At 62.9% G+C, this 26237-nt stretch carries 28 protein-coding genes and 1 pseudogene; 7 read left to right on the top strand and 22 right to left on the bottom strand.

The features are described 5' to 3' along the window. Nucleotides 1-49: 49 nt before the first annotated feature. Both trxC and QZ648_RS06060 read right to left on the bottom strand, forming a co-directional pair. Complete coding sequence (gene trxC / locus QZ648_RS06065; protein WP_169067198.1) at nt 50-484, bottom strand: thioredoxin TrxC; 435 nt, start codon at nt 482-484, stop codon at nt 50-52. A gap of 81 nt (nt 485-565) precedes the next feature. Then, nucleotides 566-772 (bottom strand): annotated as a pseudogene (locus QZ648_RS06060) (helix-turn-helix domain-containing protein); the annotation flags it as partial. A gap of 78 nt (nt 773-850) precedes the next feature. Between QZ648_RS06060 and QZ648_RS24830 the strand changes: the two are divergent. Continuing rightward, nucleotides 851-1054, top strand: a complete 204-nt coding sequence (locus tag QZ648_RS24830; RefSeq protein WP_366144064.1) for an antitoxin Xre-like helix-turn-helix domain-containing protein — start codon at nt 851-853, stop codon at nt 1052-1054. Beyond that, nucleotides 1051-1203 (top strand): MbcA/ParS/Xre antitoxin family protein, encoded by a 153-nt coding sequence (locus QZ648_RS24825; protein WP_366144063.1) that lies wholly within the window; start codon nt 1051-1053, stop codon nt 1201-1203. The genes QZ648_RS24830 and QZ648_RS24825 overlap by 4 nt, the downstream gene beginning before the upstream one ends. Before the next feature lie 196 nt (nt 1204-1399). On the opposite strand, the gene QZ648_RS06050 is transcribed toward QZ648_RS24825, so the two are convergent. Continuing rightward, entirely contained in the window at nt 1400-1795 is a 396-nt protein-coding gene (locus tag QZ648_RS06050; RefSeq protein ID WP_291996416.1) for a hypothetical protein, read from the bottom strand. Nucleotides 1796-2687: 892 nt separating this feature from the next. Continuing rightward, complete coding sequence (locus QZ648_RS06045; protein ID WP_291996415.1) at nt 2688-3488, bottom strand: SDR family oxidoreductase; 801 nt, start codon at nt 3486-3488, stop codon at nt 2688-2690. Between the two features lie 1523 nt (nt 3489-5011). Between QZ648_RS06045 and fabI the strand changes: the two genes are divergently transcribed. Then, nucleotides 5012-5845 (top strand): enoyl-ACP reductase FabI, encoded by an 834-nt coding sequence (fabI, locus tag QZ648_RS06040; RefSeq protein WP_169067194.1) that lies wholly within the window; start codon nt 5012-5014, stop codon nt 5843-5845. Between the two features lie 15 nt (nt 5846-5860). Next, nucleotides 5861-8197 carry an AsmA family protein gene (locus tag QZ648_RS06035; RefSeq protein WP_291996414.1) on the top strand — a complete coding sequence of 779 codons (2337 nt, stop codon included), beginning with the start codon at nt 5861-5863 and terminating at the stop codon, nt 8195-8197. Nucleotides 8198-8232: 35 nt separating this feature from the next. Here QZ648_RS06035 and QZ648_RS06030 read toward each other — a convergent pair whose 3' ends face one another. The 15 genes from QZ648_RS06030 to nosZ form a co-directional block, all read right to left on the bottom strand. Continuing rightward, nucleotides 8233-8730 (bottom strand): AsnC family transcriptional regulator, encoded by a 498-nt coding sequence (locus QZ648_RS06030; protein WP_291996413.1) that lies wholly within the window; start codon nt 8728-8730, stop codon nt 8233-8235. Next, nucleotides 8727-9206, bottom strand: a complete 480-nt coding sequence (locus QZ648_RS06025) for an AsnC family transcriptional regulator (RefSeq protein WP_169067191.1) — start codon at nt 9204-9206, stop codon at nt 8727-8729. Before QZ648_RS06025 ends, QZ648_RS06030 begins: the two co-directional genes overlap by 4 nt. Then, nucleotides 9199-10179, bottom strand: a complete 981-nt coding sequence (locus QZ648_RS06020; RefSeq protein WP_291996412.1) for an AsnC family transcriptional regulator — start codon at nt 10177-10179, stop codon at nt 9199-9201. Before QZ648_RS06020 ends, QZ648_RS06025 begins: the two co-directional genes overlap by 8 nt. 7 nt (nt 10180-10186) lie before the next feature. Next, nucleotides 10187-11350, bottom strand: a complete 1164-nt coding sequence (locus tag QZ648_RS06015) for a cytochrome D1 domain-containing protein (RefSeq protein ID WP_291996553.1) — start codon at nt 11348-11350, stop codon at nt 10187-10189. A 185-nt stretch (nt 11351-11535) separates the two neighbouring features. Next, complete coding sequence (locus tag QZ648_RS06010; protein ID WP_291996411.1) at nt 11536-12036, bottom strand: TlpA disulfide reductase family protein; 501 nt, start codon at nt 12034-12036, stop codon at nt 11536-11538. A 13-nt stretch (nt 12037-12049) separates the two neighbouring features. Then, entirely contained in the window at nt 12050-12877 is an 828-nt protein-coding gene (locus tag QZ648_RS06005) for an ABC transporter permease subunit (protein WP_169067695.1), read from the bottom strand. 10 nt (nt 12878-12887) lie between these two features. Then, the gene (locus QZ648_RS06000; protein WP_248595523.1) at nt 12888-13361 is read right to left on the bottom strand and encodes a nitrous oxide reductase accessory protein NosL; all 474 of its coding nucleotides are present in this window, start codon (nt 13359-13361) and stop codon (nt 12888-12890) included. A gap of 13 nt (nt 13362-13374) precedes the next feature. After that, on the bottom strand, nt 13375-14247 hold the full coding sequence (locus QZ648_RS05995) for an ABC transporter ATP-binding protein (protein WP_291996410.1): 873 nt from the start codon (nt 14245-14247) through the stop codon (nt 13375-13377). Between the two features lie 9 nt (nt 14248-14256). Beyond that, complete coding sequence (locus QZ648_RS05990) at nt 14257-15219, bottom strand: NapH/MauN family ferredoxin-type protein (protein WP_291996409.1); 963 nt, start codon at nt 15217-15219, stop codon at nt 14257-14259. Further along, nucleotides 15216-16124: a 4Fe-4S dicluster domain-containing protein gene (locus QZ648_RS05985; RefSeq protein WP_291996408.1), complete on the bottom strand. Its 909-nt coding sequence runs from the start codon at nt 16122-16124 to the stop codon at nt 15216-15218. The genes QZ648_RS05990 and QZ648_RS05985 overlap by 4 nt, the downstream gene beginning before the upstream one ends. Then, nucleotides 16121-17545, bottom strand: coding sequence for a nitrous oxide reductase family maturation protein NosD (gene nosD / locus QZ648_RS05980; protein ID WP_291996407.1), 1425 nt, complete (start codon nt 17543-17545; stop codon nt 16121-16123). Before nosD ends, QZ648_RS05985 begins: the two co-directional genes overlap by 4 nt. Nucleotides 17546-17548: 3 nt before the next feature. Beyond that, nucleotides 17549-18538, bottom strand: coding sequence for a hypothetical protein (locus QZ648_RS05975; RefSeq protein ID WP_169067699.1), 990 nt, complete (start codon nt 18536-18538; stop codon nt 17549-17551). A gap of 190 nt (nt 18539-18728) precedes the next feature. Next, nucleotides 18729-19460 carry a c-type cytochrome gene (locus QZ648_RS05970; protein ID WP_169067700.1) on the bottom strand — a complete coding sequence of 244 codons (732 nt, stop codon included), beginning with the start codon at nt 19458-19460 and terminating at the stop codon, nt 18729-18731. Nucleotides 19461-19622: 162 nt separating this feature from the next. Continuing rightward, nucleotides 19623-19943, bottom strand: coding sequence for a cytochrome c (locus QZ648_RS05965; RefSeq protein ID WP_366144061.1), 321 nt, complete (start codon nt 19941-19943; stop codon nt 19623-19625). Nucleotides 19944-20020: 77 nt separating this feature from the next. Beyond that, nucleotides 20021-22306, bottom strand: a complete 2286-nt coding sequence (nosZ, locus tag QZ648_RS05960; protein WP_291996406.1) for a Sec-dependent nitrous-oxide reductase — start codon at nt 22304-22306, stop codon at nt 20021-20023. Between the two features lie 293 nt (nt 22307-22599). Between nosZ and QZ648_RS05955 the strand changes: the two genes are divergently transcribed. Genes QZ648_RS05955 through QZ648_RS05945 form a run of 3 tightly spaced genes read left to right on the top strand, consistent with a single transcriptional unit; the run spans nt 22600 to nt 24263 of the window. After that, nucleotides 22600-23067, top strand: a complete 468-nt coding sequence (locus QZ648_RS05955) for a hypothetical protein (protein WP_291996405.1) — start codon at nt 22600-22602, stop codon at nt 23065-23067. Nucleotides 23068-23080: 13 nt separating this feature from the next. Further along, on the top strand, nt 23081-23719 hold the full coding sequence (locus QZ648_RS05950) for an SCO family protein (RefSeq protein WP_169067702.1): 639 nt from the start codon (nt 23081-23083) through the stop codon (nt 23717-23719). A 49-nt stretch (nt 23720-23768) separates the two neighbouring features. Further along, nucleotides 23769-24263 carry a copper chaperone PCu(A)C gene (locus QZ648_RS05945; RefSeq protein WP_291996404.1) on the top strand — a complete coding sequence of 165 codons (495 nt, stop codon included), beginning with the start codon at nt 23769-23771 and terminating at the stop codon, nt 24261-24263. Nucleotides 24264-24315: 52 nt separating this feature from the next. On the opposite strand, the gene QZ648_RS05940 is transcribed toward QZ648_RS05945, so the two are convergent. The 3 genes from QZ648_RS05940 to QZ648_RS05930 all read right to left on the bottom strand — a co-directional run bounded on the left by QZ648_RS05940 (nt 24316) and on the right by QZ648_RS05930 (nt 26145). Beyond that, the gene (locus QZ648_RS05940; RefSeq protein ID WP_291996403.1) at nt 24316-24486 is read right to left on the bottom strand and encodes a hypothetical protein; all 171 of its coding nucleotides are present in this window, start codon (nt 24484-24486) and stop codon (nt 24316-24318) included. Continuing rightward, nucleotides 24461-25375 carry a hypothetical protein gene (locus tag QZ648_RS05935; RefSeq protein WP_291996402.1) on the bottom strand — a complete coding sequence of 305 codons (915 nt, stop codon included), beginning with the start codon at nt 25373-25375 and terminating at the stop codon, nt 24461-24463. Before QZ648_RS05935 ends, QZ648_RS05940 begins: the two co-directional genes overlap by 26 nt. Before the next feature lie 212 nt (nt 25376-25587). Further along, entirely contained in the window at nt 25588-26145 is a 558-nt protein-coding gene (locus tag QZ648_RS05930) for a DUF4124 domain-containing protein (RefSeq protein ID WP_169067704.1), read from the bottom strand. Between the last annotated feature and the right edge of the window lie 92 nt (nt 26146-26237).

Below are 26237 nucleotides of genomic sequence, written 5' to 3'. Positions count from 1 at the left end.
ACATCAGGCAGCGCCAGCGTATGGCGGCGAATAGCGGCGGATAGCCGCCTCAGCGCAGCGAGCGCAGCCAGCGAACAATGCTCGCTGCATCCATCGCCCCGGCCTGACGAGCGACCTCCCTGCCCTTCCTGAACACCACCAGCGTTGGAATCGAGCGGATGGCGAAGCGAGCAGCAAGCGCCTGCTCTTCCTCGGTGTTGACCTTGGCCAGGCGAGCGGCAGGTTCCAGTTGCTGCGCAGCCGCCGCGAACGCTGGCGCCATGGCTCGGCACGGAGCGCACCAGGGGGCCCAGAAGTCGACCAGGATCGGCAATTCCGAGCGTTCAATATGGCGGTCGAAACTGGCCGCGGTGAGCGTCGTCGGCGTACCGTCAAAAAGTGGTGACTGACAGTGACCACAGCGGCCCTGCTCGCCGAGGCGCGCTTCAGGCAGCCGGTTCGGCCGGTGGCAATGCGGGCAGACAACTATTTTCGATGCGTTCATGGCGGCAGCGCTCCAGGATCAATGGCTGCTAGATGGTGGCATCGGGAGCACATTCAAGCCTTGCTTGCCTTTGCGTCTAGCGACCACCCGCTGTACCGCCTGACGCGTCAGGCCCATGTTGCGCGCTATGCTGGCTACCGGTTGTGGCGCCCCTGACAAGGCGACGGCGCCGAGCACCTGCCAGCGCGCGCTGGTCAAGCCGAACTCGGCCAGCAGCTGGTCGCCAGCGGGAAAGCGCCAGAATTGAATATACTTACCGCCATATGGCAGCACTCGGAGTGACGACATGACCCTCGCTCTTTCGCTCGAAGATCTGCTCGGCGGCAAGGAAGCTTTGCCTGCCAAGCCACGCCCCCCCTGCAATGGGTGTCACTCATCCGGCAGGGAATTCCCTCGGCTGCCGTAGATTCCCTGGCGACGACCCTGGCGATCTCTCAATCCGAGCTGGCGACGACATTGGCTATCCTGGACCGCACCCTGACGCGGCGCAAGAAGGAGGGAACACTGAACAGCGAGGAATCCCCAAGCTGCTGCAGCTCGTCCGGGGGGTCAAGCGTGCGGACGAGGTGATTGGCGCCATCGAGCGTGCTCTGGACTGGCTGAAGTCGCCCAATGCCGCATGGTCAGGCGCCACGCCACTTTCTCTACTCGACACCGACATTGGCACGGAAAGCGTCCTCGACACCCCGGGCCGAATCGAGCACGGCATCTTCGCCTGATCCTCACGGTGTGGCGGCTACTGACCACGCCCGCTTCGCGGCATTGGCCCTTTCCCGAGAGGCCGCCGAACGTTTTGGCGGGCGCTGGAATCGCAAAGGCATGCCCAAAAAGCGCATCAGCGACTCACGAGTCTCCCTGCTCCACTTGCGGGAGAAGGGTCGGAAAAGAGGGGCGCACGCATGCCGTTCATGACCGTCAGTCGAAAATCAGCACGACATAGGTGAGGAAGAGGACCAGGTGAACGACCCCTTGCAGCATGTTGGTACGCCCGCTCTGAATGTTGACCACCGACACCGGCAAGGTGATCAGCAACAGGCAGGCCTCGGCATTTTCCAGCCCCAGTTCCACCGTCTTGCCAGTGAACAGGCTGATGGCGAGGATCGCGGGAATGGTCAGGCCGATGGTGGACAGCGCCGAACCCAGGGCAATATTCATCGTGCGCTGCAGCTGGTTGTCCAATGCCGACTTGACCGCCGCCATGCCTTCCGGTGACAGCACCAGGATCGCCACCAGGAAGGCCCCCAGCGGCAGCGAGCGCGGCAGCGACCGTGCCGGGCGGTGACCCCGTCCCTCGACAAATAGCTCGCTCACGAGAGATGGCGGCGGCGAAGGAACGATGTCATGCGGCGAACGATGTCATGCGGCTGGCGCCGACGAAGCTCGCGTGAACTTTCAACGGCTCTGTAACAGCAGAGTTGCCATGAATGGTCGGCGCATCGTCAAGCCGCAGCGTTTCCCACCCGCATGACGACGGTAGTCGGAGGGATCATCGTGCCGGAAAGAACGGCGGCCACGGCGCCCCCGCGCGCGATTCAGAAGACACGCCAAAGCGCTCGTAGGCACCCGATTCATCGGGCGATGTCGAGCGTCGCCTGCCCAAACGCGAGTCGTCGTCGCGGCGCATGCCGCCAGCCGACATCGTGCAGGCTGAGCGGCCGTTGCCAACGACCCGTAGTCGTGGCCTACCCATCACTCAGGCGAACGCCTCTGGCCACGGCAACGCCACGACAACCCGGCGACGGCCCAGAGGAAAAGCGCGGCAGCCAAGTCTGTACAGCCGATTGTTGCCGTTGGTCGGCGAGAACGGGTCGAAAGGCTGTGACCTCAAGGATGACGCGAAAGCCCGCGCCACGGCTTAAAGGAGACAGGTGCGTGGTCCGCGCCAAGACTCCGCGTCGGCCACTGCGGGATATGGGAGCATGTACCTTGAGCGTCGTCTGTACTGCGCATTGCCAACGTTCGACCGGGGTCGCGGGAAGAGTCAGTCTGCGCCGACGACTACGGGCGACCGCTTGGCGAAGAGCGCTACTCACCCTTTCGACCCACTGCGGTCGGTCGCTGCGGATAGGAGCCGACGCTCGCGAGGACGGAATCTCCACAGTCTCAACGCCACCGTTCACCGGGCTGCGGCGAACGATTTTGGTCGCACCAAGCCGCGCGGCCCGCGGCTCCGTGTGCAACGGTTCGTTAGGCATCACCGCGTTCAGTAGGCTTTGGTGAATCCGCCATCGTGCAAAAGGTTGACGCCGGTCATGTGATCCGAGAACGCTGACAGCAATCCTTCCACCGCGGCGGCAACCTCCTTCGGCGACCCATACTTCTTCAATGGAATGTTGTCTGTTTCATCTGCTAAACGCTGCTCGACACTTACTCCGGCGCTAGCGGCTCGCCGTTTCAGTGACGCTGCGTAGTCCGGCGTGAGCGTGCCACCGAGAGAAAGAGTGTTCACGTGCACGCCCCGTTCACCCAGCGCGAACGCCAGCGTCTTGGCTTCAGCCACCCAGGCACAGCGGATGACATTGCTGGAGGCGTAGTGGCCCAAAACCTGGACCGACGACATTCCTGAGATGATGACGATCTTGCACCGCTTACCGTTTGCAGGGTCGGGCTGCATTCTCGCGATGGCAGCCTTCAGCAACGCCAGCGGCCCAATAAAACTGCCCTGCAGGATCTCGCGCCATCTATCACTGCTTGGTAGAGGGTCGTTCGTTGGCGGATCCTGCGGTGGCATCAAGACCGCACCATCCAGGATCAGGCTTTTCGCAGCGAGTTCTGCCGAGAATGACTCGACAGAGTCGTCACGCGTCATGTCGACGCTTAACCAGGAGTAGGCGCCTGCGCAGGGAAAGAGGCGCTTAAGGTCAGCGGCAAGGGCCTCAAGCTTGTCGGCGTTGCGCGCAGCAAGAACGAGCGAGTATCCAGCGCCAGCCAACCGCTCGGCGACTGCTCGACCGATGCCGCCCGTCGCGCCAGTGAGAAGTATCGTTGCCTGTACGCCGTTCATGCAAAGCTCCTCGGCTCAATCAAGCCCATACGATTATTGACGGGATGACAGCAACGTGTTTTTGGGGTCAGGTCTTTCCCCGTGCCTTGGGCAAAAGTCAAGGGCGGACCCCGTCCCTCGGACGATAGCATATACCAAGGCCGCTTCAATGGCCGCTTTCAGCAGATTTCCCCACTGTCCCTTCTTGGCCGATTGTACTCATTCGGTGTTCCGACGGATAGCAGCCGTTCAAGCAGTCTTCGGAATGAGCGCAGTACCGTACCGTACCGGACGATTGTCGTGCCAGGGTTTGTGGCCGAGGCAAGCGACGAGGGCGCGGTCCTCGACGCAGTTCGCGAGTCGGCGGCTATCGGCGACCGGTTTCAGGCTGGCCGCGGCAAGGCGGGATCCGATCGGCGCCAGCCGGCGCGTACGCCTCGGAAGCTTTACGGCAAGGCTTCGACGAGCCGTGCCGACTCCGGGAGGAATGACTTTGCATCTTTGCGGCGCACTGCTGATTTTCTGCGTCATGAGCTTGCGTCTTTGCGATTCACCGCTGATTCTTTGCGTCATGCAGTTGATTCTTTGCGATTTCCAGCCGACTCTCTGAATCATGGTGCTGGATCTTTGCGACTTCCCGCTCACTCTCTCAGTCATAAAGTTTGGTCTTTGCGACTCACTGCTGATTTCTCTGCATCATAAAGTTGAGTCGTGGAGATTCACTGCTGACTCTCTGCGTCATGAAGTCGAGTCACGAAGATTTACGTTTGAGGCGCTGCGTGATGAACTGCAGTCGCTGCCTTTCGCGCCCGGGCGAGAAGGGAGATTCGTGACCAGCCGCTGCCTGGCTCATCTGCTTCTTCGTTGCGGACGACAAGCACGGGCGATAGCGCAGGATCCTTGGCCCGGTGATGGCGCAGCGCTGCCAGCCGATTGCACAGGACGGCCGCTGAGGTGGAGGAATACTGGGGCGGATCACGAAAAAATGGACGCTCACGGTTGTCGCTCCATCGGTCGTCCTCGACCAGCGCTTGCTTTCCTTGGTGAAAAAAGCAGCGTCGTCGCCGACAGCGAGCGTTGTCGACAGTCGGATATTCACGGTGATGACAATCGAGGCGCCCCGGGCGATGAGTGCGATGACCGTACCCCCCTCTTCCCCGACCCTTCTCCCGCGAGGGGAGAAGGGAGTTTCGTGAGTCGCTGGCGCGAGTTTTGCATTGATGGCAAACCCGGCCTGTCGCGAATGGCGAATGGTGAGTGGTGAGTGATGAGAGGTGAACGCGGCGCCACACCAGCCCCCACGTCATTGCGAGGAGGCGCAGCCGACGCGGCAATCCAGTTCCATCCTCTTACTATTTCCCGCCGCATCGCCCCATTGACATCGTGAACACTGAACACATGAAAAGCCAAACCTCTGGATTGCCGCGTCGGCTGCGCCTCCTCGCAATGACGGAGGCCGGCGGTGGTAGGATCATGGCTGATGCCCTGCAACTAGGCATGCCTGTCGTCATGCCGACGACGTGCTTTCAGAAAAGGATCCAGCAATGACCGATCAAGCAACCAACACCCGACTGCTCGAAAAGCTGCGCCATCAGCGCGACCTGGGGGAGCAACCATTGGCCGGAAAGAAAGGGATCGTCCTCGGCATCGCCAACGACCAGTCGATCGCCTGGGGCTGCGCGCAGGCCTTTCGCGGGCTCGGCGCCGAGCTGTGCATCACTTATCTGAATGAGAAGTCGCGCAAGTTCACCGAACCACTGGCGCAGGCACTCGATGTTCCGCCGGCTCTCTATCTGCCTTGCGACGTGCGCGAGGAAGGCCAACTGGAAGCCGTCTTCGCGGCCATCGGAAAAGAGTGGGGCGAGCTTGACTTCGCGCTGCATTCGATTGCCTTTGCGCCGCGCGAAGACCTGCATGGCCGCGTCACCGACTGCTCGCGCGAAGGCTTCCTGATGGCCATGGATGTCTCCTGCCATTCCTTCATCCACATGGCGCGGCTCGCCGAACCGCTGATGAAGAACGGCGGCACGCTGTTTACCATGAGCTACTTCGGCGCCGAGAAAGTCGTCGAGAACTACAACGTGATGGGGCCGGTGAAAGCCGCCCTCGAGGCGACCTCGCGCTACCTGGCGGCAGAGCTGGGTCCCAAGGGCATTCGCGTCAACCCGATCTCGCCCGGCCCGATCGCCACCCGCGCAGCGTCGGGTATCGGCCGTTTCGACGAACTGATGGAGAAAGCCGCTGCACGCGCACCGTCGCGCGTGCTGGTGAGCATCGAGGACGTGGGCATGGCGACCGCCTTCCTGGCCACCGACTATGCGAAGCTGATCACCGGCGACACCACCTATGTCGACGGCGGCTACCATGTACTTGGCTGAGCACCCGGATTGGCGGTGAGCGCAGATCCAGGCAGTACTGGCGCACCCGCAGCGCAGGCGCAGCCGCCGCTAGCTGCCGGGCGGCGGCGCCTGCTGGTCGGCGCTGCCGCGGCGGCGGCGCTCCTGGCGCTGGCCATGGCCCTCGCCATCGCGCTCTTCGATATCAATCGCTACAAGCCGGAAATCGAAGCAGCGGTGAGGACGCACAGTGGTCGTACGCTGCACCTGAACGGCGATCTGGCGCTGTCGTTCTTCCCCAGGCTGGCCGTCGACCTGCCGGCGAGCCGTTTGTCGGCCCGCGACAGCGAAGCCGAGTTCCTCAGCTTTTCGTCGGCGCGCATGGAAGTCGCCCTGCTCCCCTTGCTGTGGCAGGAAGTCGTCATCGAGTCGCTGCAGCTGCGCGAAGCGCGGGCGACGATGACGCTGCCGGACAAGCACAGTAGCGCCGGCGAGATGGACGAGGTGAGCAGCGGGGCCAGCGGAAGCAGCGGGAGCAGCGTGGCCAGCGCGGACGCCGCCGTCCCTGCCACCACCGCGGCGGCCAACCGCGAGACCCGCTGGGAAATCGAACACTTGCTGCTCAGCGATGCTGCCCTCACCGTGCACAATGCCGTCAACGGCAAGACGATCGTGCTCTCGGCGATCCATCTCGAAACCGGCCGCCTGGCGGCGAAGACGCAACTGCCGCTGGGGCTGACGGCACAGGTCGCGCTGATGAGCCAGCCCGAAGTGCTCGGCGAGATCGAAGTCACGGCCCGCGTAGACATTGACATGAGCGCTGCGCGGCCGGCGCTGGCCGCCAGCGACTTCAAGCTCGGCTTCACCGGCAGGCGCGATGGGCACGATAGACAGCCCTGGCGGGCAGCGCTCAGCGCCAGGCATTTGTCGCACCAGGGCGAAACCTTCAGCGCCGCGCAAGTCGAAGTCAGTGTCCAGACCGACGGCGAACCCGCCACCGACGCCTGGACCTTCGCGGCCAGTGCGGAAGAGATCGCCTTCGACGGGCAATTGCTGAGCCTGCCGCGCTTCGACGCCGAGATCGCCCGCGAAGACCCGCGCTTGCCCGGAGGGCAGGCACGCCTGCCGCTGTCCGGCGCCCTGACGCTCGATACCAGGCACGAACGCGCCAGCCTGCAGCTGGCCGCGCAGGGCAGCGATGCCCGTTTCGAGGCCAGCATCGAGCTGACGAACTTTGCACAGCCGGAAGTCGGCTTCGACCTGCAGGCCGATCGACTCAATCTGGACGCTTACCTGCCGCTCGCCCAGCCGGTCGCAGGAAAGGCGGCCGCCGGAGCGAAGCCGGCAGCCGCCGCGCCAACCGCAGGCAGCGAGCCCGGACAGGCCCGGCCCGGCCGCGCGGCGCTGCCCATCCTGCGGACTGCCGCGGCGGCGCCAACACCCAGGCCGGCCCCGGCCTCGGCTGCGGCCTCGGCTGCGGCCGAACCCGCCTTCGACCTGGCCGGCTTACACACGCTGCGCCTCGACGGCCAGCTGCAGATCGCGCAGCTACAGGCAGGCGGCATCGAGGCGACGGCTGTGCACGCCCGTGTGCACAGCGCCGACGGTCGCGCCACACTCGCCCCGCTGAGCGCACGCCTCTACGGTGGTCAGGCGGACGGCGAGTTGACCCTCGCCGCACAGAACACCCATGGCGCAACGGGTCAGGGCCAGGGCCAGGGCCAGGGTCAGGGCCCACAGCTAAGCATGAAGCTGGCGCTGAACGATGTCGACTTCGGTGCCCTGGCACGCGCCGCACTCGGTCGCAGCGATCTCGCAGGCCGCGGCAATGTGGACCTGGCCTTGTCGAGCAGTGGCCAGTCGCGCGCCGAGCTGACCCGTGCGGCGCAGGGGACGGCAGGCTTCGCACTGCGCGAGGTGGCGCTGGTCGGCATCGACCTGGCGGACGTCCTCGGCCAGGTGAAAGACATTCTCAACGCCGGCGGCAGCCAGTCGGGCCGGATCGACACGTCCAGAGTGACCCGGCTGTCGCACCTCAGCGGCACCGTCAAACTGGCTGCGGGCGTGGCACGCAATGATGATCTGGATGGCGCCGTGGCAAAGCTCGCGCTCGGCGGTTATGGTCAGTTTGACCTGCTCTCGAGCGAGCTCGATTACACGCTGCGCGTGATGATGGCCGCCAATCCTGACGAAAGCTCGAAGTTGCTGCGCGCGCTGGAGGGCCTACCGATACCGGTGCACATCAGCGGGCCTGCGGATGAGCTGCGCTACTCGATCAGCCTGAGCGATGTCGCTGCCGATGTCCTCAGGCGTCACAGCGACGACATCGGCGCCGCGCTGGTCGACGAAGCGGAACGCTTTTTCGACAGACTCTTTGGGGGCAAGAAGAAGTAAGGTCGCGGACGGCGGACGGCGGCCGGCCCCCCCCTTTAACCGCCAATCCTGAGGCCGGTCTTCTTGAGAATGGCGGTCGAGAAAAGCACGTCGTAAGCGCGGCAATCGGCACCGAGAAGAGCGGCGATTTCGGCCACCTTGGCCTGCACTTCGGCACGCGAACTACCATGCACCATGGCAAACAGGCTGTAAGGCCATTCCGGCAACTTGCGCGGACGGTGATAGCAGTGGGTGACGAAATCGAGGGCACCGATGCGCGCGCCGAGTTCGTCGATGCGCTCGTCGGGGACATCCCAGACGCTCATGCCGTTGGCGGTGTAGCCGATGGCGTAGTGGTTGGGCACGGCGCCGATGCGGCGAATGACGCCACTGTCGAGCATGCTCGCCAGCCGCGCCATCACCTCTTCCGGCGCAATGCCCACTTCTTCAGCGAGCTGGTGATACGGTCGGGCGACGAGCGGCAGGCCGCTCTGCGTGGCCAGGATCAGGCGGCGATCGATGGCGTCGACCGCGCGCGCCGGGGCGCCGCTCATGTGCGCACCGCCAGCTTCATCTCGACGAAATACTCCTGCAGCTTGGGAAAGGGAAAGACCGGCAAACCGCTGGCTTCCTCGATGCTGCGTACCGCGGCCGCAATGCCGTCGGCCGTTTCGGTGGCCAGCACGAACCACATATTGAAGTCGCAGTGGCGGTCGCTTTCGCGGCGGTAGTTATGCGCCACCTGCGGGAAAGCATTGACCACCTCGAGCACGCGCAGCCAATCGGCTTCGGGAACGCGCATCGCGGCGAGAACGAAAGCGCCTCCCATGCGCTCGACCTGAAACATCGGCCCGAAGCGGGTCAGTACGCGCGCCGCGAGCATCGCCTGCAAGCGTTCGAGCAGTTGCTCCTCGCCGATGCCGAGCGCCTCGGCGACTGCGGCATAAGGCCGCTCGCAGAGCGGGAAGCCGCCCTGGAGCGAATCGATGATCGCCCGATCGATGGTGTCGATGCCGGCTGCCTCAGACATAGCGCGCGCCGCCCTGCTTGAAGCGGGTCAACGAGAAAAGGACGGCATGCGCGCAATCCTCGAGGTGCAGGCGGGCGCGCAACTCGGCGATGCGCGCCTCGACCTCGGCGCGAACCTGCCCGTGAATCATGCAGAACAGGTTGTAGGGCCAGTCCGGCAAGACCCGCGGACGCTGATAGCAGAGGGTCACTCCCGGTTCGCCGGCCAGGATTTCGCCCATCTCGGCGACCGCCGCGTCGGGGATGTCGTGCACCAGCATGGCGTTGGCGGTGTAGCCGAGTTCGTGATGGCGGACGACGACGCCGAAACGCTTGATGATGCCCTCGGCGCACCAGCGACGGATACGTTCAAGGACCTCGCTCTCCTCGCAACCGACACGACTGGCGAGCACCGAAAACGGCCGCATGAACAGCGGCAAGCCTTCCTGCAAGGCCATCACCAGGCGGCGTTCGAACTCGTCGAGCGGCCGTGGCGCCACGAAGGCCTGCCTGCGCACCGGCGCCGGCAGGCCTTCCTTGCCTTTGCCGTCGAGCGAAAAACCGAGGTCGATGTGAAATTCCTGCAGCAAGGGCAGGCGCAGCAGCGGCTGGCCAGCCGCCTGCTCGATGGCCCCCAAAGCTGCCTGCAGGCGGCCTTCGGAACCGGCGGTGACCACGAACCAGAGGTTGTAGCGATGCTCGCGCTCGTAGTTGTGGTTGACCTCCGGAAAGCGATTGACCGTCTCGGCGACGGCGGCCAGTTTCTCCGGCGCTACAGCCATCGCCGCCAGGGTGCTGGCGCCAATGCGCTTGGGCGCAAAGACGGCGCCGACGCGGGAGATCTTGCCATCGCGGCGCAGCGTCTCGAGCAGGCGCAGGACGGCGTTCTCAGCCACACCAAGGCGCTCCGCCAGTTCAGCGAAGGGCGCCGGGCAAAGCGGGAAGTCCCTCTGGAAGTCGTTCAGCAAACGAAAGTCGAGCGCCTGGTTGGTCATTGCGATCTCAGAATCCCGTGCGCTGCGCGCGGCTGGTAAAGAAGATGCCGCTCGGCGCTTGCGCCGCAAACTCGCCGACCTGGGTCAGCGTCGCGGTATCGTAAATCACCACCTTGTTGTCGTCACGGGCGGACAGCCAGACCTGCTCGCCACGTGGCGTGAACTCCATATGCAGAATCGCCTTGCCCGGTTCGAGGGTCTGCACCACCTTGCCGCTCAGGGTGTCGATGACCTGCACCCAGCCGTTGTCGGGGAAGGCGAAATTGACCCACACCTGCCGGCCATCGGGCCGCGCCATGACGAACACCGGCTGTCCCTTGACCGCAATGCGGCCGACTTCCTGCCAATCGCTGCCGGAAACCACCAACACCTCGTGCCGGCCGATTGCCGGCAGATAGGCCTTGCCCTGCGCCATCGACCAGCCGCGCAGGTGCGGCATCTTGAAGACCGGCAGTTTTTCTTCGCCGCGCCCGTAGTTGCCCAGAATCCGCCGCGAGCCCTTCTCCGGCTGCCAGGTATCGAGCAGCGCCACGCCATCTTCACCGAAGAGCCCGGCCAGGTAATAACGCCCGTCGGGAGTCACCAGCCCGTCATAAGGCTGCAGGCCAGCCGGGTAGCGTTGAGTGGTCGGATGGCGGGGATCGGAGAAGTCGCTGACCCAGATCTCGCCGCCGTCGAAAAGCGCATAGGCGAAGCGGTTGCCGGAAAGGTCGGCCAGGCCAACCACTTTGGAAAAACTCCCCGGCGCGTATTCCGCCGGCACTTCGGAGAGCAGTTCCAGGGTCTCCGCGTCGAAAGCCTTGATGCCGCCCGGCTTGTAGTTCTGCGCGACGACGATGCGGCCATCCTGCGAGATCGAACCGCCAATGGCATTGCCCGACTGCAGCACGCGCTTGACGATCCGCGCCTCGAGCAGATCGACTTTCGTCAGTCCGCCATCGCGGCCAAAGACGTAGGCGTAGCGACCGTCGCGCGAGTAGACGACCGAAGCGTGCGACAGGTCACCGAGCCCGCCGATGCGCGCGTAGGGTTTGCCGGCACTGGTATTGACCAGGCTGACGTGACCGCTGGCGCGCTCGATCACCAGCCCGAGGTCGCCGGTGCCACGCAAGGGCGGCGCCGCACAGCCAGCGAGCAGAACAAGCGACAGCAGGGCGAACAGTTTTCTCATCATCGTCATCATCTTCACTCAAACCGCGCCAGCGGCGCATCCACAAAATCGTGCCCGCGAGCACCATCAAACCTCGTCGGTCGCCTGAACTCCCCTCCCCCCTCGCGGGGGAGGGGCTATGGGCTGCGGGGAATCCTCTTGCTCCTGCCTTTATCGTAACACCGAGCGACGAGCGCACTGGCCGCTCAGAGAATCGGCCTCACAGCGTCTTCCATGGCCGCCTGATCCATGGCACCAAGTGCGCTGCTGTGGATGCGCCCGTCAGGGTCGATGACGACGGTAAACGGCAGGCCCGCCTTGCTGTTGCCCAGCGCCTTCATCAGCGCGATGCTCGCCTCGCTGCCACCAATCAGCGAAGTGTAGTTCATCTCGTAGGCCTGGCCGAATTCGCGCAAGTGATCGCGCTTGTCGGCGTCTTCGACCGCAATGCCGATGATCACCAGTCCCCTGCCCTTGTACTTCGCCTGCAGAGCGGCAAGATCAGGAATCTCCTTGCGACAGGGCCCGCACCAGCGCGCCCAGAAATTGACCAGCAGTGGCTTGCCCTTGAATGACGCCAGGGCCACTGACTGTCCGTCGAGCGCCGGCAGGGTCAAGGCAAAGAGGGGCGCCGCCGATGGCAGGTCGGCGGCACTCGCCGCAAAGGCCGGCAAGGCGATCAGCAGGGCCGTGAACAGGCGCTTCATGGCGACGCTCCGCTCAAGGCAGGTCGCTGCGCCGGAAGCTCAGGAAACCGGCCAGCGCGGCCAGCGAGCCGATGGCCAGCGGGTAGAGCAAGGCATAGATGCGATAACCAGCACTGCCGAAGAGGTCGAGAATGACGTAGGCCGACGGCCCGAGGACGATCAGTTGCGGGTCGAACATGGCCAGAGAGGCGGTACGAAAGACCTGCAGCGGGTTGAGCAAGGCGATGCCGACGGCGACCTCGGGAGCAACCCGGCCCTGGATCATCACCCCGAGCAGAATCAGGTCCAGGAACAGCAACATGCTCAGCCAGACCATGAACGCGGCACCCTGCGCGACATCCGTACTGCGCGCCAGCGTCGAGATCAACATGCCGATGCCGAGAAAGCACCAGGCCATCGACGCCAGCAAAGCGGTGTAATAGAAGAACATCTCCCACGGCACTTCGATGTCCTTGACCTGCGCCCACAGCACGGCGCCGAACATGGCCACGAAAACGGGCAGGAAGATGGTCACGTAGCGCCCGAGAATCTTTCCCCAGAACCACGCCGACAACGACACCGGCAGCGACAGCAGGTACTCGAAGACGCCCGCCTCGCGGTCGCCGGCCACCGAACGCACGGTGGTGACCAGCACGAAAATCGGCAGGATGGCCATGGTCAGCTGGATATAGGTCACCAGCAACCGCGACAGGCCGATGAAGCCCAGCACGCGCGACTCGGTCAGGCCGAAGGCGAAGAGCAGCGCGACGATGCCTCCGAAAACGAGGCTGTAGATGAGGAACCAGCGCGCACGCAGCGATTCGACGATGTCCAGGCGGGCAGTCAGGAGAAGTGAATTCATAGTTGCCGCTTCACTTGCCGCGCGCCAGAATGCGCTCTTTCATTTCGTGATACGAGACCGCATCCGCTTCCGGACGCGCGACAGCAGCAAACTGGTAGCCCATCGGACTCTTCTTCCCGGGTAGATAATGCGCCTGGCGGGCGTCGATCCAGCCGCCCATGCGATAGTCGGCAACCCAGTACTCGGTGTTCGGCGTGTCCTCGTTGAACGGTCTCTGCGCGAGCCAGAACAGCGCGCAACCGATGTCGTCGAACTTCCAGGCCTTACCCTGAGGATCGCGAATCTGTGCCGCGAAGCGCTTGTCGCTGATGATCATTCCGCAGCGCGGGTCGGCGTCTCTATCCCAATGGACCTGGGTCGGGCCGCTGCTCGGCTCACCGCTGCAGGCAGCCAGCGACCAGCCAGCAGCGACGCCCACGAGCGGCCTGAAACAGGGGCCAAGAGTCGCTGCCGGAAGAATTTCGAGAAAACGTCGTCGTTTCATGGCTATTGGTACCTCACTGCAGGACGACCGCCGCGTCGACTTCCTTCATCTCGATACGCGACAACAAGCCGATGTAACGCGACACCGTCCCCATGAAGCGCAAGCGGTCCGGCCCGGAAACCGTGCCGTGCCACTCGATCGCATTGCCGCGGTCAGCAAACTGCCACGTCGTCAAGGTCTTGGCGATGGCCGCATCGGCGCGCGCCAGCGTCAGGTGCACCTGGAACAGGGCCGAGAGCTTGGAATCCTCGGCGACGCGGTCGTCCAGGACGATCCGCCCAGTGTCCATTTCGACGACGCGATTGACCAAGGGCGCAACCTCGTCGAGGCGGTGGCTGGAGATGATCATGGTCGTGTTCTCGAGTCGCTCGGCGAGTAGAGAAAAGAAAATGTGCCGCGCCTCGGGGTCGAGATTGGCCGCCGGTTCGTCCATCACCAGCACCTGCGCGTCACGGCCGAGGGCGATGGCGATGAGCAGCTTCTGCTTCATTCCGCCCGACAGGCGGTTGAACGGCCGCGCCAGGATGGGCGCCACGTCAAGTCCCAGGCGCTTGGCAACCGCGTAAATGCGCTCGCTGTCCGAGCGGCAGACGGCGGCCGCGAAACGGACCAGTTGCCCGACCGGCATTTTTAGCGGCGGCGGCAACTGCGGCACGAAACCGACCTTGCCGAGCACCTGCGTACGCTCGGCGCGTGGCTGCTGCCCATCGATGGTCACCCTGCCCTGATGCGTATACTCGCCGAGCAGACAACGAATCAAAGTCGTCTTGCCGGCGCCGTTCGATCCGATCAGCGCGATGCGCTCGCCAAGCGCGATATCGAGCTCGACGCCATCGAGTACACGAATCTTCCTGAAGTCCTTACCAACGTTTTCAAAACGGATCATTGACAACCTTCAGAGCAGCTTGCTCAAGCCCTTGACGTCAAAGACCAGCGCCCCGCTTGGGCAAACATCGACACACAGACCACAGCGCGTGCAGTCGGGTCCGATCGGGGTGTTCATGGCAGCGGCCCGGCCCTTGATCACCACGTCGAGGACGTGCGGCACCAGGCAGACCTTGCGGCAATCACCTTCGTGAAAGCACTTGTCCAGCCGGTACTCGACGCGCACCGGCGAAACGGCGCCCACGATACCATAGGTCAGCCCGATCGGGCAGACGTAACGGCACCAGGCGCGGCGTGAGTAAACGACCTCGAAAACAAGCAGCAGCAGGACCCAGGCGAGCGCCAGCGAGGGACCGTAAATCAGCGCCCGCGACAGGATGCCGGTCGGCGAAATGGTCTCGAAAACGGTATAGCCGCTGACCACCGCCAACAGGGCAAAGGCAACCCAGAAAACGGTGCGCGTGCCGCGGTGAAACTCGTGCTCGCTGACCAGTTTCTTGCTCACCAGCCTCAGGTGCAGCCACTCGAACCACTCGGCAAGCAGATGGTAGGGGCAGACCCAGGAGCAGAACGAACGCCCGCCGAGCAACGCCCAGAGAACAAAGACCGTCGCCGTGCCGATGAACAGATTGACGATGATGTGCTGGTGCGCCAGCATCACCTGCAGCGCCGAGTTGAGGTCGATGAGGTGAAAACCGACGAAGCGCGAGGCCGTCAGCGCGCCCTCGAGAATCTGGATATCAAGCCAGAACGAGAAGGTGAACAAGAGGTTGGAAAAAATCAAGACCGCCCAGCGCCGGTTGCGCCATTTGTGCGTCACCAGTTCGTGGTCGCGGGCGTGCTGCTTGATGGCCTCGAAGTCGGCCTTGGTCATGCGCTTCAGGCTGTGCACCTGCTTCGCTTCCGGCGTCACGACGGTCGGCTTTTGCGGGGCCGCACCGAACATCACCCGGATCTGTTCAAAGTGGCTCATGACGCGCTCCAGGGCTGGCGTGCATCGACGACGATCGCCGCCGCCGGCTCGACCGGACAGATCATCTCGCAGACACCGCAACCGACACATTGCTCGAGCACCTCTGGCCGGTACTGCTTGCTGCCGTCGGCAGCAATCGACGCGCTCATCTGGATGGCATCCTTGATCGGACACTCGCTGACACAGAGGTCGCAAAGCTCGCGCTCGTAGGGATGCTCACGCACCGGCACCGGCTGCCAGCGATCGATCGCCACGTAGCGCAGGTGGCCGCGAAAGTCGACACCACGCGCTTGCCCGCTGAAACCCTTGCCCTGCACAGCCAGGCAGGACTCCGGGCGCGCCAGGCGGGCGACGCCGATGCGTTCGCGGAGGTTAAGCGTCGGCTCGGGGTCGTCTTCCTTGGCCTTGAGCACCGGCGGCTGCGCCAGAGGCATGCCGGCACGAATGTTGAGCGCTGCCGGCTTGATGTAGGTCAGCGAGCCGGTCGGACAGGCCAGAATGCACTGCACGGCGTCGCAGGAAAAATCGCAAGCCTGGTCGCGAGCGTCGATATACGGCACGCCGACGCCAAAGCCATGGTCGATGTCGTCGAGTTTGATCGCCGCCACCGGGCAGACCTGAACACACTGGCCGCACTTGATGCACGAGGACAGGAAATCCTTTTCCTCGAGCGCGCCGGGCGGGCGCAGGCGCGAATTCCGCGCGCTGGCCACCGGCAGATAGCCAAGCATCGCCAGGCCGAGCACGCCGCCGATCATGACCGTCGAGCGAATGAACTTGCGCCGGTTGGCCTGCTTGCGGACCGGCGCCTTGGCGCGCGTGTTGATGACCACCGGCTTGGCTTCGCCAGGGGGCGGCAACGCCGTGCCGTCAGCCGCCGCTTCTGTTTCCTTCTTGTCGTTCATTTGACAGACCTCTTGCTGGTCTCCGGGGGTTTGTTGAAAACCGGCGCTTCGTCGCGCAGCAACATCACCGGCGTCGAAAAAGGCGCCAGGCGCTCGAGGAAATCGAGCGTCTCCATCATCGGCGCATTGCGGAAGAAGCGCGCATAAGGCACCTCCATCCACAGCTGGTCGGTATAGGCGTAGAGCTCGTGCGGACGGTCGCCGACATCGTCCTGGTTGCGGTCGAAACCCTGATAGTCGTCCCAGTAGTTGCCGCGCCAGAGGTTGCGACTGGCGCTGCCGGTATCGCCCATGGCCACCTGGGTGAGGTTTCCCTCGAAGACGTTGTTCTCGATGATGGTGCCTTTCTTGTCGGACAGGAAGCTGACCCCAATGCCGTTATAGGCGATGCGATTGCCACGAATGGTGATCGTCGTGTCCGGCTCGAAGGGCGACATGTCGAGACCGACGCCGACTGCGCAGTAAAGGATCTCGTTACCCTCGACGAGGACGTTCGACGCTTCCTTGAAACCGACGGCCATGCCGGTCGGGCCATTGGCGTGCGAAAAGAGATTGTTGCGAATCGCCCCGCCGCCGGAATACATCACGTTCACGCCGACAGCGTTGTCGTAAAAGCGGTTGCCTTCGACAAGATTGTCGGCAGCAAACATGAAGTGAATCGAATAGCGACTGCGCCGTGCGACGTTGTTCAGATAGTGGTTTTCGTTCGCGTACCAGGCGACCATGTCGCGAGAATCTTCGATCAGGTTGTCGGCAACCAGGTTGCGGTGGCTGTACCACAGGCGCAGGCTGTCGCCGCGTGTGCCGAGGTCGAAGGGCTTCGAGCGAATGCGGTTGCCGCGCAGGACATTATCATTCGACATCTTCAGATCGATGCCGAACAGGCAGTCGTCGATGTGCAGGTTCTCGACGACATTGCGGTCGCCGCGGACATTGAGACAGGCATCGTCCGAGTCGTGCGAGACGCCGGAGTTGGTCAGTTGCAGATCGCGCAGGACGGCATCGCTGGCTTGCAGCACGAAGACCGTTCCCTTGCCACCGCCATCGATGCTCGCTGCGCCGCCGCCGTCGATGGTCAGGGGCTTGTTGACGACGACCGGGCCGGAGTACCTGCCCGGCTTGAGCTTGAGTACCGAGCCCGCAGGCGCTGCGTTGATCAGTTCCTGCAGGAAGGGCAGACCGCTGACCCGCGGCACGGTCGGGATCGGCGTTTGCTCGTTGAGCCCGCCCCAGCCGGCGACGGCGGGCTCGGCCATCCCGCCCAGGCGGCTATCGACCGGCTCGTCGGCAAGCACACGCCCGCTGCCGACGGTGCCCGTGCGGTGCAGCGCAGTCAACGCGTCCTCGGCATCGCCCGGCGAGGGAAGAACGACCAGAGCAAGCCCGCAGAGCACTCCGGCCGCAAGCAAGCGGCGCGACATCGGCTACTCCGCTGTACCCTCGCGCATCTGTTTGCGCCGGATGAGCAGGGCAAGCAGGAGACAAACCATGACCCCCAGCAGCAAGCCGTAGCCCCAGTAGGGATAGGAGTAGGTCGAGAACTGCGCCACCTTGCCCTCGCCAAACACCGTCGGCATGAAAGGCTTGACCGTGAAAGCGCCCCAGGGGTGCATGTTGTGGCCAAAGAACCATAGCCAGCCGGCGTAGGTGATGACGAAAAAGACCGGCAGCAGGGCCGGAACCAGCGCCAGCAACAGCGAAAAGCTGCGCATGCCGGCGACACCGGCCAGCACCACCAGCATTGCCAGCAGCGTCCCGGCGATCACCACATGCGTGATAGTGGTGACATTTTCACCCCAGCCCTGGATCTTCTCGGGCTCGTTGAAGAAGGTTGCCGTTTCGCTGACATAGTGGGCGACATGCGCTTCCAGTCCACCCATCACGTACTGGTCGACAATGATCCAGCCGGCGACCGCGGCAAAGCCGACAGCGAGCAGCAGCAGCCGCGGCTTGCGACGTGGCACCATGAAGCCGACGAGCATCACCGTGAAGAAGGCGAAGAAGAACTTGGCCAGCGGCTTCTCCACCGGCGCGCCGGTGGCGATCGGGAACATCCCCACGTAGTGGTTGATGGTGTTCATTTCGTGCACGCAGTCGAGACCCTCGGCACCCTTGTTGACGTCCCTGTTCTTGTCGGTGATCGGGTTGTAGCGCTCGTCGTCGTGCGCGAGCTCCTTCTGGATGATCTCGCTATCCATGCGCGTGCCCTTGCCGGCCGCCTTGCAGCCGTTATAGACACCATCGAAATGGAAGTGGATGCGAATGCCATCGGGGAAGGCGTCGGCGGGATAGTTCGGCGCGGTCAGGGAGACCCACCAGATCGGCGCGAAGAAAGCGGCGATCATCAAGCCGGTGGCGACCGCGGTAAGCGCGGCGACGATGAAATTCTGCTTGCTGGGTGCTGCGGCTGACATGGTTCAATCCTCGTTCAGGACGCTTGCGCTGTTCACGACCGGCGATGCAGGTGGCGATCCGTGCCGTGCAGCAGCGGTCTCCAGAATATTATTCATTACTTATACTTGCCGGGAACTAAAGCCCGCCGCAGAACCTGCGGACGGGCTTTGGCAGCGACAAAACGCGCTCCTTGTTACTTGCAAAGCCTGCTTACTTCTTGGCCGTTGCCTTTGGCTTGCACATATTGCCCGGCATGACCAGACTCGACTGATAGGCCGAAATGGCGACCAGCTGCTTGTCGTCGTACTTCTTGATGATCTTGACCATGTCCGGGTTCGCGTTGCGGCGGTGGCCGTCGCGAATCTCGGTCATCTGGCGCAGCAGGTACTTGTAGTGCTGGCCGGCGATCACCGGGTAGAACTTGTCCTTGACGCCCTCGCCATTCGCGCCGTGACACTCCTTGCATTCCTTCTCGTAGAGCGTCTTGCCGGTCGCCAGTTGCGCGGCGGCATCGGGACCCTCGTATTTGCCGTGTTCGATGGGGATACACAGCGCTTCGATATAGACCGCGACGTCAGCCAGTTCCTGCGGGTCGATAAGGGTCGCGGCAAAGGGGTACATCGTCGGATTGTCACGCAGACCGGCACGGATATCGGCCATCTGCTTGATCAGCACGGTGGTGTGCTGGCCCGCCAACTGGGGAAAAGTGCCATCGGGACGGCCGGCTCCGGACGGCAGGTGGCAGGCGCCGCAGACCTCGTAACCTTCCTCGCCACGCACCTTGTCACCCTTGAGCTTCAAGGCCTCCATCTTTTCGCCTTCGTCGGCGTTCCATTTGTAGGACTTGTCCTCGATGCCGTGCGCCTTGGGTGGTGGCGGACCAGCCTGCGCGGCACCTGCCGCGATCATCGCCAGCGAAACGGCCAAAATCAGTTTCTTCATTTCCTAACTCCCTCGTGTTTGAGAATCCACAGCTGTCAATCTAACAAGCAGCCCGACGTTTGGCGTTGATACTCATCAAGTCAGGCGCGCGACACTCGGCTCGCTAGCCGCGCCCTGCCCACCGCCTGCGCCTGCCAGCGACAACTTGCTGCCGACAAGAACTCAGGGCTTGAGCTTGGAGAGGTAATCGGCCAAGACCTTGATCTGCTCATCGCTAACCAGCGGCATGACGCCTTTCATCGCTGCCGAGTTGCCGTTGGCACGTGCCCCGCTCTTGATGTCCAGCATCTGCTTTTCGAGATACTTGGCATTCTGTCCGGCGATCTTCGGGTAATCAGGCATCAGCGTCTTGTTTCCCGCCGGGCCGTGACACGCGGCGCATGTTTTCTCCGCATACACTTTGGCGCCGTCTTCCGCCGCCAGAACCGGCGAGGCGGCCAGGGTCGCCAACACCACCATAGCCATCAACTTCTTCATGGTCATTCCTTTTTCTCATAAGAAAACGGGGAACAGAGTAACTCCGCCCCCCGCTGAGTTGCCTTGAGCCAGATCAATACGACTTACTTGGCCGGCTTGGCGCCGTTCTGCTCGAGATAAGTCTTGGCACGCAGGCCGAGGTCTGCCGCCTTGACCTGGTATTGCCAGATCTGCTCGGTCCACAGCGTGGCGTTGTTCCAGTCCTTCTTGCCAGAAGCGTCGTCAGCCTTGGCCTTGGCGTCCTTGATCTTGCCCAGCTGGTCGACCGCGTCGTCCATCATGGCGACCACATCCGGGAAGTCCTTGTAGTTGACACCGGTGATGTAGCCAACCACCGAGTCGATCACCGCCTGCGTATCGACCACTTTCTTCAGCTGCGCCTTGTAGTCCGCTTCGCTGTAGTTGGTGCCGGCAGTCATCGCGGTCTTGGTCGGTTTCCAGCCTTTCGGCTTGACCAGCAGGTAACCCTGCATCTCGAGGTGCAGCGCCGAGCAAAACTCCGTGCAGTAGTACGGATAGACGCCTTCCTTGTCAGCCTTGAACTTGACCTGGACCGTCTTGCCCGGCTCGATCGACGCATGCACGTTGTAGGTCGAGACGGCAAAGCCGTGCGTTTCGTCCTGCGCCCGCTCGAGGTTGGTCAGGTTGATGGTGACTTCGTCACCCACTTCGACCTCGATCGTTTCCGGCGTGATGTGCGAACGGATCAGCGTGCCGAAGACTTCGACCTTGTTGCCGGTGCGAACGATTTTCTCCTCACCCGCGCGCACAGCACCGGCATGCTTCTTGTCGGTGCGACTATCGGTACCGACCTTGTAGCGCACACCAGGCTTCAGCTTGTTCGCCTCGATGGCTACCACGTAGTGCGGCTCACCCAGCGGCAGAGGCATGTCGTAGAGCAGCTGCATCTTGTCTTCGCTGATGTCGATCAACTGGTGATTCTGCGGATGCAGCGGACCAACCGGGGCAAAGCGGTCGATCGACAGCTTGTTCAGCGCCACCAGGTAGCGACCCTTGGGAGCCATGGAATCGCCTTCCATGGTCATCAGATGGCCGATGTTGTAGTGCACGCTGATCTTGTCGAGGACCTTGCCTTCGCAGTAGTTCCACTTGGCGACCTGCGAGTCCACATACAGCGAGGTGTAGGCCACGCACGGCTTCGAGTCATACTGGGTATGCAGCGGGCCGAGGCCGAGCTGGACCTGGGTATGCAGCGCGTCCTGCATGTTGATCACCGGCAGGCCGTAGGGGTCCTTCGACTCGAACTTGCCTGCCTTGATCGCGGCCATGATCTTCTCGAAGGAGTACACCGAAACGTGCGTGTCGAGCTTGCCGGAAACGGTGATCAGCTTGCCGTCCGGAGTGACATCGACGCCGTGCGGCGATTTCGGTTCCGGAACCAGGAAGACGATGCCTTCCTTGATCGAAACATCCAGCGGCAATACGTTGTGGCCGTTGATCTTCTTGGCCTTGCCGGCAGCAACCAACTCGGCGGCTTTCTTCCAGTTGATGACGTGCATGTAGTCGGTGTCTTTGGCCGAGCAACCCGCTTCATACGGGGGGCGACCTTTTTCGATACCGCCGACGTAACGCTCGGTACAGAAGGAGTTGGTAAACGACCAGCCGTCAGACGGTCCCTTGCCTGCATCCGACAGGTCCTGGCTGTACGGCGGCAACTCGATCGAGAAGGACAGCGCCGGATCGATGCGGCCTTCCTTGCGATCGAACTTCCAGTAGGTGACGCCGCCACGGTATTTCTCGTTGAAGTCCTCGAGTGGCTCGAATTTCTTGTTCGCCAGCGGCGTCGCGTACTGCGCAGCTTCGATCACGTACTCGGTGTCGGGGGTGACGAAAGCGCCGCCGTGCTCGGACTTGTAGATCGGGTTGACGACGATCTGCTTGGTCTCGAAATCACGCAGGTCGATGACCGCCAGGCGCGGGTTGGCCTTGTCGTTGATGAACAGGAACTGCCCGTCGTACTGGCCCTGCGTCTCCGACATCGCCGGGTGGTGGGTATCGCCCCAGGTGATGTCCTTGCCATCGATCTTGCCTTGCGCAAGGATGGCCTTCGAGCTCTCGTCAAAGCCGTAGCCCTGCCAGGGTTCCGGCGTGAACACGCCGATATATTTGAGGATACGCATCGACGGCACGCCGTAGACAATGACCTGTCCCGACTGGCCGCCGGACGAAAAGGCGATGAACTCATCGCGCTTTCCGGTCGGCACATAGGTCTTGGCAGCGGCCAGCAGGTCCTGCTGTGAAAGGCTTCGACGCTTCATCACGTCCTGTAGTGATTCGGCAGCATAGCTGCTGCCGGAAGCTGCGAAGCCAAGTCCTGCGACCAGCAGCAGCGACGCGACTTGCTTCATGCGAAATTCCATTCTGTCTCTCCCTTTGAACAATTTGGGTTTGGCTTTCCCGTCCCTATCGCCAAGCGACATGGCGCCACTGCGGCAATATGCCGCACATTGTGCGCACAAGCGCTGCGCGATAATTTGAGCTGCATCAATTTTCGCCGCGCCGCGCCTTTGCACAATGGCGGGCTTGCCACTTCGCTGCGCTGCGCGTGCTCACCAAGGCCCCGCCGCCCTTGCCGCCCCACAAGACGAGACCACTGCGTGCTCGACCTGCCGCAGACCGCCACTGAGCCAGCATTTCTTCGATGACCAAGAACCTCTTGCTCGACGCCACAATTCTGCTCGGCCTCGCCGTGCTCGGCGTCATTGGCTACAAGCTGGCCCCCTTGCTCAGCCCGAAGGCTGATATCGAGCTAGCGCTATCGGCGTGCAATCTGAACCAGCAGTCGTGCACTGCCGCTCTGCCTGACGGCGGTCAGCTCGAGTTCTCGATCGAACCAAGACCCGTCCCGGCGCTGAAGCCCCTGCAGTTGCAGGCGACGGTCAGCGGTGGCGAGGTGCGCAGGGTCGAGGTCGATTTCGCCGGTACCGAAATGAAAATGGGCTATAACCGGCCGCAACTGACCAGCGAGCCGAGCAACAGCCAGCACTTCTCGGGAGTGGCCAGCCTGCCGGTATGCATCACCGGGAGCATGGAGTGGGATGCGACCGTGCTGGTCGATACCGGCAAGGCTCTGGTGGCGGTGCCCTTCCGCTTCCAGACCGGCAACTGAAGCCGGCGCGCGCATGAAAACCCGCTTGCTGTTGATCGCCCTGATCGTCGTGCTGAGTAGCGCGCTGATCTTCCTGATCGCCTTCTGGGAACCGCTGCCGCCAGCGACCATCGCCGCTGCTCCGCCCCACGCCCGCCCGGCGACCGCGGCCAAGCCAGCGGGAGGCGACTTCACCCTCCACGGAGCACAAGGGCCAGTCTCACTCGCCGACTATCGCGGCAAAGTCGTCCTGCTCTACTTCGGCTATACCTATTGCCCCGATGTCTGCCCGACCTCGCTGGCGCTTATCGCGCAGGCGCTGTCCGGCCTCGCAGCCACAGAGCAGCAGCAGGTGCAAGCCTTTTTCATTTCGGTCGACCCGCGACGCGATAGCGCCGAGCGCCTGCAGGAATACGCGCCCTTCTTTCACCCGACCCTGATCGGCCTGAGCGGCACGCCACAGGAGATCGCCCGCGTCGCCGCGCAGTATGGCGCCAGTTATCAGGCGCAGCCACCGAATGCACAGGAGCAATACAGCGTCGACCACTCGTCGGCGACCTACCTGATTGATACGCAGGGAAAACTGGCGCTGACCCTGCCACACGCCTCGACCTCCGCACAGCTCCTTGCCGCCATCCGCGAACACCTGGCAGCGCCCGTTGCCGCCAGGTGAGACCAACAACATCCCACTCGATCAGTTACCGACAGGAGAACTCTCAACCATGCGTTTGCATCCCGCTCTCATCATCCTTGCCGCGGCACTCACCCTACCCTTGCCCACCCTGGGCAGTGAAACCAGTGAAACCGATCTGACCATCGCCGGCGCCTATGTGCGCATGGTGCCGCCGGGAACGCCCAACAGCGCCGCCTTCATGACCATCAGCAACCGCGGCAGCAGCGACCGCAAGCTGATCCAGGCAGCAAGCCCGGTCGCCAGGAAAGTCGAGTTGCACACCCACCTCAATGACCAGGGCATGATGCGCATGCGCCAGGTCGCGGACATCGAGATCAAGGCCGGAGCGCAGACCGAACTCAAGCCCGGCGGCTACCACGTGATGCTGCTTGACCTCCAGCAGCCACTGCAAGAGGGTGACAGCGTAGCCCTCACGCTGCGCTTCGACGACGGCAGCACCAAAGAGATCGACGCCGCGGTCAGGAAACCCCAGACGGAAATGAAAGCCCAGGACACTCCCGCGCAGGGCGCGATGAAGCACTGAGCGAAGGCCCATCGGCCGCTGCCGCAGGCAGGCACCAAGACCTCTGCCCTGGCTATCGGCGAGCGCCGTAGATGCGGGCCTTCCTGCGCCAGCAAGCAGGCTTCTGCAAGGCCGAAACATCCATCCGCGGCGCCGTGAAGATCTCCTGCGCAACAGCCCAGCGCTGAGTCTCCGCCTGATAGACGCCTGCGATCTGCTCAAACAACTTTTGAATGCGATTCATGGTGACTGACTCCTCTATCGGGATCGGTTGATCGAATTCGCTGCAGCGGATGCAAGAATACCGAACAGCTGTATTTTTGTACAGCTTTTTGCAGTTTTTTGCAGTTTTTCGTGCCGCAAGCACTCATGGCTTCGTTCTGCGAATGCACGGCAGAAAGCCCTTCTGACCACCCCCCGTGCTCCAACCAGCGAAATCCGTGGGCAGTGGCCGCCCCCAACAATCCCGATGCTGCTTGACAGTGCAGCCGGCTAATGGCGCTTTGCCTGGGTTTCCTGTACCCATTTTTTGGCATTTTTGTGAGCTCAGGTCCTTCCCCCTGCCCTGGGGAAAAGCCAAGACCGGAGCGCGCATGTCCCCGTAGCGCACGACCGCGCTTCGCCGCCGCCGCTTGCCGGCGCGAGCACCCGCCAGCGAACTGTCCGCGAGAGACTCCTGCTTCGATCGGCAAGCCTCGCCGCTCCTCGCCTGCGCCTTTTCTTCGCCGGCCCGGCGCACACTGGCGCAGCCGCAAGGCCTGCTGCTCGACCTTCGCCGCAGCGAAGCGTCCCGGCGACGATTGCTGCTCCCCGGGCAAGCAAAAAAGTCGTCGCGGCCAGGCTTTTTGCGCGAAGTGCAAGGCAGCGACGCTTGCCACACGAGCCATTTTTTCAGGCGCGCGCCGCACAAAGCCTGGCGCTTGCGGTTCGAAAGCTTGCCTTTTGCCGAAATTTGGCTCGATTGCCCTGATACCACGGCACTTCGGAAAAGCCGTGCATCCCCAGAACACGCGAAAGAGGTCTTCGCGTTTGCGTCGTTTGCAGAAGGATGTGGCTGCGCCGGCCAAGAAAACCAGAGGGACGATGAACTGAGCGTAGAAGGCTAGCGCCTTGGCCATCTGACTGACCACCATCTGCCCAATCTGCCCGGCTGGCGCATGTATAGGCAGATCCGCAGACGCATACCTGTGCAAGAGCGCATAGGCGACGACCGCCAGGATGCTCCCGAGCCACCACGGCAGCATCGCAGCAATTCCGAAGAGGGCTTCGAAAGCGCCGCTGTTCCTTCTTCTTGCCATCACTGGCTACTGTCATCATGCCTGCCCCGCCCCATGAAGCGCTCCGGCTATCGTCGCATCGTTGCGCGAATGTCAAACGATGCTGCGATTTTACCTACACCAACCGAAACCGCGGCGAGGTTGAGCTGGGCGTACTTTTGGGCAGAAGAGACAGCCAGCCGCCCGGACATGCGACGATTGTAGCCGCTGTAAGTACACCCGGAGAATGTCACGTCGAGGTTTGCAATAGTTGCCATCCCGCCCGGCGTAGCAAGTCCCTTCAACTGGCAACCGTTTTCAGGGCTTGAACCCACTACTTTGCCCTGTGGATCAATTTCGATGATCATCTGAACCACGGCATGTGCCTCGGGCGAAGCGGCTCCAGCGATATTCGTTTGATATTGCGCCTGGCCTCGCCAAGCACCCGTGCTTGTCGTGTAGGCGGAATTGGCAAGGTCACCAACGGCGTTGTTCGGTTTTCCTTGCGGCCGCAGCTTGCTTTGTCCCTGGTCGGAAGCGCAAGGGCGGTCAGTCAGGAGCGTCCGGCCGTCCTCGACGCATCGATATTGGGCGTGAGCGCTTGAGGCAATGAAGCCGATGGCAACGGTTGCTAGCAGATTATTCATTTCATGCTCGGTGCAAGTCAGCAGCGTCGAATAGTTTCCCTATATCTTACCGGCAGCATGGATCATCGGGTCAAGTCTTTCCCCGGGCCCTG

The organism is Candidatus Accumulibacter sp. ACC012 (genome assembly GCF_907163155.1).
GTDB lineage: Bacteria > Pseudomonadota > Gammaproteobacteria > Burkholderiales > Rhodocyclaceae > Accumulibacter > Accumulibacter delftensis.
This window is presented reverse-complemented; position numbering and strand designations above follow the sequence as displayed.